The organism is Microbacterium sp., assembly GCF_044508325.1.
GTDB lineage: Bacteria > Actinomycetota > Actinomycetes > Actinomycetales > Microbacteriaceae > Microbacterium.
This window is the reverse complement of record NZ_JBIQHX010000007.1, coordinates 147,958-154,039: the sequence shown is the minus strand read 5'-3', so window position 1 is coordinate 154,039 and position 6,082 is coordinate 147,958. Positions and strand designations below refer to the sequence as shown.

Here is a 6,082-nt window from a genome sequence, read left to right as displayed (position 1 = left end):
GAACAGCCAGAACCCGGACAGGATCAGCCAGATGATGTTGAGGATCGTGCGCACGCTTCATCTTCTCGCACCTGACCTTCACTGACCCTGCGAGTGCTTCCGCACTCGTCGAGCGAGCGCCGCAGGCGCGAGTCGAAACGCCGTGACGGTTCAGGCGGCGAGGTAGTCGTATCGGGCGCGTCCGCCGAGGCGTGGTCTTCGGTCGGGGTCGATGTGTGGTGGTGGGATGAACCAGACCTTGGCGCGGGTGCCGGTGCCTTCGATGCGGATGCCCCACCCATTGTCGTGGATGCGGTGGTGGCACGATTCGCACAGCAGTGCCCCGTTGGACAGGTCGGTGGGTCCGGCATCTCTGGCCCACCATTTCAGGTGGTGGACTTTGGTGAGCCCGGTTGACGCTCCGCACATTGCACAGCCGCCGTCGCGTTCGGCAAGGGCGAGTTTCTGGGCTTTGGTGAACAGGCGCCGTTCGCGGCCCCAGTCGAGGATGTCGCTTTCGGAGCCGAGGACGCAGGGGATGATGCTGCCGTCGGCGGCCATCCGCCGGGCGGCTCCGATGGTGAGCGGCTGGTTGATGCCGTCGACGGTGGCGTGCCCGGTGCCGGCCTGGAGGTCGTCGAGCGACACCCGGACGATGACGGTGGCGCCGCCGAGGGGGGTGTCTTGCTGGTCGCAGCCGAGGTAGTGCTGGGCGAGCAGGGTGAGCGCGTCGACCTGCCGTTGCGGCAGTGACCGCAGATCCTCGTCGGGGCTGTCGGTGTCGGCGGCGGCGCGGAACCCGGCGGTCACGATCGCTTCGATCGCGGTCTTCAGGGGTGCGCCGGTTTCGATGTCGGCGGCGCCGTGGAAGTGCAGCATCCCGTCCCGTTCGAACATCCGCAGCTGACGTTCGCCGCGAGTGTCGCGCTCTTTCGGCTCCAGCCCGTCCGGGTCGAGGTGCGCTTCGGCGCGGGAGATGACCTTCGCCAGCTGGTCCAGAGCGAGCCCGGTGGCTTGTTCCGCGAGAGTGGCCTCGACCCGGTCGGCGGCGTCTCGGTCGGCGCGGATCGCGACGCGGTCGAGCATGCGGATGATGGCGGCGGCGGCGTCCCGTCCGATCCGCCCCGCGTTGACCGCGGCGGCGACGTGCGGGTGACGAGGCGGGGCGGCGTCGCCGGTGAGGGTGGGTCGGGGCGCGATCGCCTCACCGACCTTGATCAGCCGGTCTGCCTCGCCTGGGGAGATCCCGGTGGTCGCCGCGACGAAGGTGACCGGGTTGCGGAATCCTTGCTGTTTCGCGAGCGACTCCGTCCCCAGCTCGGGTCGGGACTCCCGGGCGATCTCCGCGCCCATCGCCGCCCGCAGCGCGTCGACCTGCCGCTGCACCGTGCCCAGCACGGTGTTGACCTGGACCAGCCGGGCACGCCCCAGTTCCGCCGGCGACGCCGCCGCCGGACCGTCGGACCACGCCTCCCGCAGCGCGGCTACCGCGGTCTCCAGGGCGGTCAGCTGATCCATACCACTATAGTACAGAACTACGATGGAGGACTCAAGCCAGATTCGAAACTAATTTCCCATCACTCCATCACGCCCGCGGCGCGGAGCAGCTCGTCGCCCAGCGGGCTCGGGTTGTGCGCGATCTCCCAGCGGAAGCCGTCCGGGTCGACGAAGTACCCCGAGTACCCTCCCCAGTCCCGGGCCTGCGCGGTCACGACGGTCGCGCCGGCGGCCGCGGCATCCCTCGGATCAGCGAGGCTTGCGCGCCGTCTGAGCGTGAGCCTCTCGTGCGATCAGAGGTCGAGGAAGTCGCCCAGCCACATCCGCACCGACGCCAGGCATCCTTCCGAGACCTGACCGGCGATGGCGGTGAGGCGGTCGCGAGAGAGAGTGCGCGGCTGCTCGGTCATGATCCACGAGGGCTGGTCGAGTCCGGCGGGCCCGTCGACGCGGATGTGGTTCGGCCAACCGCGGTCGGTCGTGGTGATCGGAAGGGCGATGACGAGAGTCGTCACGGCATCGAGGTAGCCGGCGGACGCGACGATGAGGACAGGGCGGTGGCCGCCCTGCTCCCGACCGCGAACCGGTTCGAGTGATGCCCAGGCGACGACGCCAGGCGCGAGTTCGCCCTCAGTCACGGGCTGCGTCGGCGAGCTCGGCGCGCTCCCAGGCGGCGGTCTCCGCGTCGTGCGAGGCCGCGTCCGCGGCCGTAGAATCCGCGATCGCCGCCTTCAGCGACCGAAGGCGGAGTCGACGATCCTCGAGATCCGCAAGGCGCGCGAGATGCACGCCAAGCGTGAGCCCCTCGTGCGCTGCCTGCTCCTTGAGGCGATCGCGAAGCTCCCGACTCACCTTGATCGTTGTAGTCATACTTTGAGTATACCGACGGGAGCCGAGATCCGATCATCGAGGCACGGGGCCTCACCAAGAGATTCCCCGACCAACCCACGGAGCAGTCGAAGAAGGTCGTCGACGCGGTGACCGACCTCACCTTCGACGTGCGGCGCGACGAGCTGCTCAGTCAGGGTGCCTTCTACGGCATGTCCCGGGCGGCGGCTCGCACACGGGCGGACGAGCTGATCGACTCCCTCGACCTGGCAAGGTTCGCGACGCGATCGGTGCAGCAGCTCAGCGGCGGGCAGAAGCGGCGGGTGGATGTCGAGGCGCATCAGACGACGCGCAGCTCCCCGACGGGCACGGGCACAGTCCAGCGGTTGCCTGCCGGCGGCAGCAGGCACACGTAGTGGTCTGAGAAGGCGCACGGCGGCAGGTAAGCGCGATTGAGGTCGACTTCGACCGACCCGTCGGCGCTCGGCCGCGGCAGGCGAAGGAAGCGGAAGCCGAAGCTCCCGACACCGCTCGTGGCATCGGCGAATCGGGCGGTCAGTCCCTTCGCGCCGCGCTGCACCGTGAGCTCGAGCGGGTGGCCGTCCAGCGTGAACGCGACCGTCCCGTCGAAGTCATCGGACGTCCGGTGCCCATCCACCGCAACCGCGGGCTCCGAGGTCGCGGCGGTCCGGAAGACCCCCGTCACCCGGTGCCGCGGGTCGTACGCAGCCCGCTCGATCCTCGCCCCCGGCCGAAGCACCGCGGGATCGTACGCCCGCACCGCGATGGCGCCCTCACGCGCGAACCCGCGCAGCAGCACGTCACCGTGGTGCGCCTCGTCGCCGGGCGCCAGGCGCAGCACGGCGCCGTCGACCCGGCCGATCGCCGCGGCCCCGTCGGTGCGCCACACCCCGGGCACGCCGTCGCACTCGCGCTCCCGGTCGTCGAGCCAGTGCGTCGCTGCGAGCGCAGCGAGTCCGTGACGCCCCCAGACGGCGCGGTCGCGGGCGTCGATCCAGGCGCGGTGGGCGGCGGCATCCATTCCTTCATCCTCCGTCCCCGGCACCGACTCCCGCCGAGCGTTACATATTGTTACACCATCGAAACCACCGGATGAATAGCATCCTCCTATGGAACGGCCGGATGCCTTCGAGATCGATGCGCTGACGCGTGCGCTCGATGTGCACTCCCTGCGGATCCTCGTGGCGATCGACCAGGAAGGCTCGATCAGCGCCGCCGCCCGCGCCCTCGGCTACACCCAGCCGACCATCACGCAGCACGTGCAGCGGCTCGAGGCGCGCCTGGGCGCGTCGCTCGTGGCCCGTACCTCCCGCGCCGCACGGCTCACGCCGGTCGGCGCGCTGCTGGCCGCGCACGCGCCGCGCATCGACGCCAGCCTCACGGCGGCGGCCACCGAGCTCGCGCGCGTGCTCGGCCACCGCTCCGGAGCGGTGCGCATCGCCGCGCCGGGCGACACCCTGTCGCACCTGGTCGCCCCGGCGCTCGGGCGCCTGCTCGCCGAGGTGCCCGGCATCGACGTCTCCGTCGAAGAGACCGCCGACTCGGGCGAGGCGCTCGACCTCGTGCGCGGCGGCCGCGCCGACATCGCCGTCACAGTCGAAGACCTCCCCGGCGGCCGCCGCAGCGGGCACCGCCGCACGGGCATGCGCTCGACGTTCCTCTTCGCCGAAGAGATCGTGGCCCTCACCGCGACCGACCACACCGCCCCCGGCGGCCGCATCGATCCGGCTGCGCTCGCCGACCAGCCCTGGATCCGCGGCACCGGCACCAGCAGCGACATCGTGGCGGCGGCGATCGAGCGCGTGCCGCGCCCCGCCGACCTGGTCGTCAGCCGCGCCGATTCCGCCGTCGCCCTCGCCGCGGAGGGTCTCGGCACCGCGTTCGTCGCCGAGTCCGCGCTCGCCCGCGCGCCGCGCGGCACCGGCATCCGCGCCTTCGCGATCTCACCGGCCTTCGTGCGCCGCACCGCGGCGTCGACCCTGATCGAGGCGTCCACCATCCCGGCCGTCTCGGCCGCTCTGCGGATGTTCGCGGCCCACCGGCCGGCCTCCGCCGACCTCGAGGTCTTCGCCGCGGCCCGCCGCCGCAGCGAGGGCCACCGCGCTCGCTTCCGATCCGCCGCATCCACACCCGAGGAGAGTCTCACCATGCCCCTGCCTTCCCCCGCCCGGCTTGTCCAGGCCGGCGCCGCGGCCGCCGCCGGCGCGCTGCTGCTGGCCGCCTGCTCCAGCCCGGCACCCGAGAACACGACCGGCCCCGACACGGGCGCCGAGATCGAGAGCATCACGGTCGCGCTGCCCGGCTCGCTGTCGAGCCTCTACGTCGGCCAGGAGTCCGGCATCCTCAACTACTACATCGCGGCGATCGCGCAGGAGGGCCTGGTCTCGGTCGACGCGCAGGGCCGCATCCAGCCGGGCCTGGCCGAATCGTGGGAGCAGACCGACGACGTCACCTACGTCTACGAGCTGCGCGACGACGCCGTCTTCCACGACGGCACCCCGGTCACCGCCGATGATGTGGTGTTCAGCCTCGAGCAGGCCCGCGACGAGACCAGCTCGCCGGGGCTCGCCTACTACCTGACCAACGTCGACACCGTCGAGAAGACCGGCGACAGCGAGGTCACGATCACCCTCACCGCCCCCGACGCCGCCTTCGCGTCGAACATGAGCACCGGCGGTGCGGCCTTCATCACGTCGCAGGCGTTCTGGGAGGAGCACGATGGCAAGGTCGGCACGCCCGACGCGCTGCTGCTGGGCACCGGGCCGTACAAGGTCACCGAGTTCGCGCCCGACTCGCGCGTCGTCTTCGAGCGCGTCGACACCTGGTGGGGCGAGCTGCCCGCCGTCAAGTCGATCACGGTGAACTTCGTGCCCGACGAGTCCACGCGACTGCTCGCCGCACAGTCGGGCGACGTCGATGTCGCGTTCAACGTGCCGCTGGCGCAGGCCGCCCAGTGGGAGGGGCTCGACACGATGCGGGTCGACTACGTCAACGACCTCTCGTACGTCGGCCTGTACTTCAACACCAGCGTCGCGCCGTTCGACGACCCCAAGGTGCGGCAGGCGTTCGCCCACGCGGTCGACCGCGATGCCTACGTCGAGCGGCTGCTGCGCGGCCACGGCGAGGCGGCGACGGCCATCATGACGCCCGAGTCGCTGGGCAGCGTGCACAGCCCCGAGCAGGCCCGCGAGATCCTCGCGTCGATCCCGCAGTGGGAGTTCGATCTGGATGCTGCGAAGGCCGCCCTTGCCGCATCGTCGGTGCCCGACGGGTTCGAGGCCGAGCTGCTCACCCCCAACACCGGCCCGCAGCTGGGCACGGCGGCGCAGGCACTCGCGCAGAACCTCGCCGAGATCGGCATCACCCTCAACGTGCGCGAGGTGCCGATCGAGGAGTGGCTGGCGAGCCTGGATGCCTCGACCGACTACGGCGTCAACCTGATGTGGTACTTCTCCACCCTCGGCGACCCGGCCGAGGTGCCCAGCTACCTGCTCGGGGTCGGCAACCCGGCCGCATACGACGACGCTGAGGTGCTCGACCTGCTCGCGCAGATCGGCGCCGAGTCCGACCCGGCCGCACGCATAGACCTGCTCGTGCAGGCCGAGACGATCCAGGCCGAGGCGGCCGTGAACGTGCCGCTGTGGTGGGGCCAGTCCGCGACCGCGTTCGCGAAGGACCTCGGGATGGACGACTACAGCTCGTTCGCGTTCATCTCGTCGTGGCCGACGCAGCTGTACCGGGCGGCTCAGTGACCCTG

6 protein-coding genes are annotated in these 6,082 nt (G+C 71.1%); 1 reads left to right on the top strand and 5 read right to left on the bottom strand.

All coding sequences use genetic code 11. From position 1 onward, the window contains the following. Positions 1 to 150: 150 nt before the first annotated feature. From ACIWQI_RS08220 to ACIWQI_RS08200, 5 genes are all read right to left on the bottom strand, one after another. Positions 151 to 1,497, bottom strand: a complete 1,347-nt coding sequence (locus ACIWQI_RS08220; RefSeq protein WP_396656659.1) for a DUF222 domain-containing protein — start codon at positions 1,495 to 1,497, stop codon at positions 151 to 153. A gap of 59 nt (positions 1,498 to 1,556) precedes the next feature. Further along, positions 1,557 to 1,691: a hypothetical protein gene (locus ACIWQI_RS08215; RefSeq protein WP_396656658.1), complete on the bottom strand. Its 135-nt coding sequence runs from the start codon at positions 1,689 to 1,691 to the stop codon at positions 1,557 to 1,559. A gap of 78 nt (positions 1,692 to 1,769) precedes the next feature. Continuing rightward, positions 1,770 to 2,114: a type II toxin-antitoxin system PemK/MazF family toxin gene (locus ACIWQI_RS08210; RefSeq protein WP_396656657.1), complete on the bottom strand. Its 345-nt coding sequence runs from the start codon at positions 2,112 to 2,114 to the stop codon at positions 1,770 to 1,772. Then, positions 2,107 to 2,346: a hypothetical protein gene (locus ACIWQI_RS08205; protein ID WP_396656656.1), complete on the bottom strand. Its 240-nt coding sequence runs from the start codon at positions 2,344 to 2,346 to the stop codon at positions 2,107 to 2,109. Before ACIWQI_RS08205 ends, ACIWQI_RS08210 begins: the two co-directional genes overlap by 8 nt. 298 nt (positions 2,347 to 2,644) lie before the next feature. Next, positions 2,645 to 3,346 carry a DUF1684 domain-containing protein gene (locus tag ACIWQI_RS08200; RefSeq protein WP_396656655.1) on the bottom strand — a complete coding sequence of 234 codons (702 nt, stop codon included), beginning with the start codon at positions 3,344 to 3,346 and terminating at the stop codon, positions 2,645 to 2,647. A gap of 88 nt (positions 3,347 to 3,434) precedes the next feature. On the opposite strand from ACIWQI_RS08200, the gene ACIWQI_RS08195 reads away from it, so the two are divergent. Beyond that, positions 3,435 to 6,077: an ABC transporter substrate-binding protein gene (locus tag ACIWQI_RS08195; RefSeq protein WP_396656654.1), complete on the top strand. Its 2,643-nt coding sequence runs from the start codon at positions 3,435 to 3,437 to the stop codon at positions 6,075 to 6,077. Positions 6,078 to 6,082: the final 5 nt, after the last annotated feature.

What these genes read in the sequence shown, in the direction of transcription:
- ACIWQI_RS08220 (WP_396656659.1), bottom strand. Translation starts at nt 1,497, where the DNA reads ATGGATCAGCTGACCGCCCTGGAGACCGCGGTAGCCGCGCTGCGGGAG.
- ACIWQI_RS08205 (WP_396656656.1), bottom strand. Translation starts at nt 2,346, where the DNA reads ATGACTACAACGATCAAGGTGAGTCGGGAGCTTCGCGATCGCCTCAAG.
- ACIWQI_RS08200 (WP_396656655.1), bottom strand. Translation starts at nt 3,346, where the DNA reads ATGGATGCCGCCGCCCACCGCGCCTGGATCGACGCCCGCGACCGCGCC.
- ACIWQI_RS08195 (WP_396656654.1), top strand. Translation starts at nt 3,435, where the DNA reads ATGGAACGGCCGGATGCCTTCGAGATCGATGCGCTGACGCGTGCGCTC.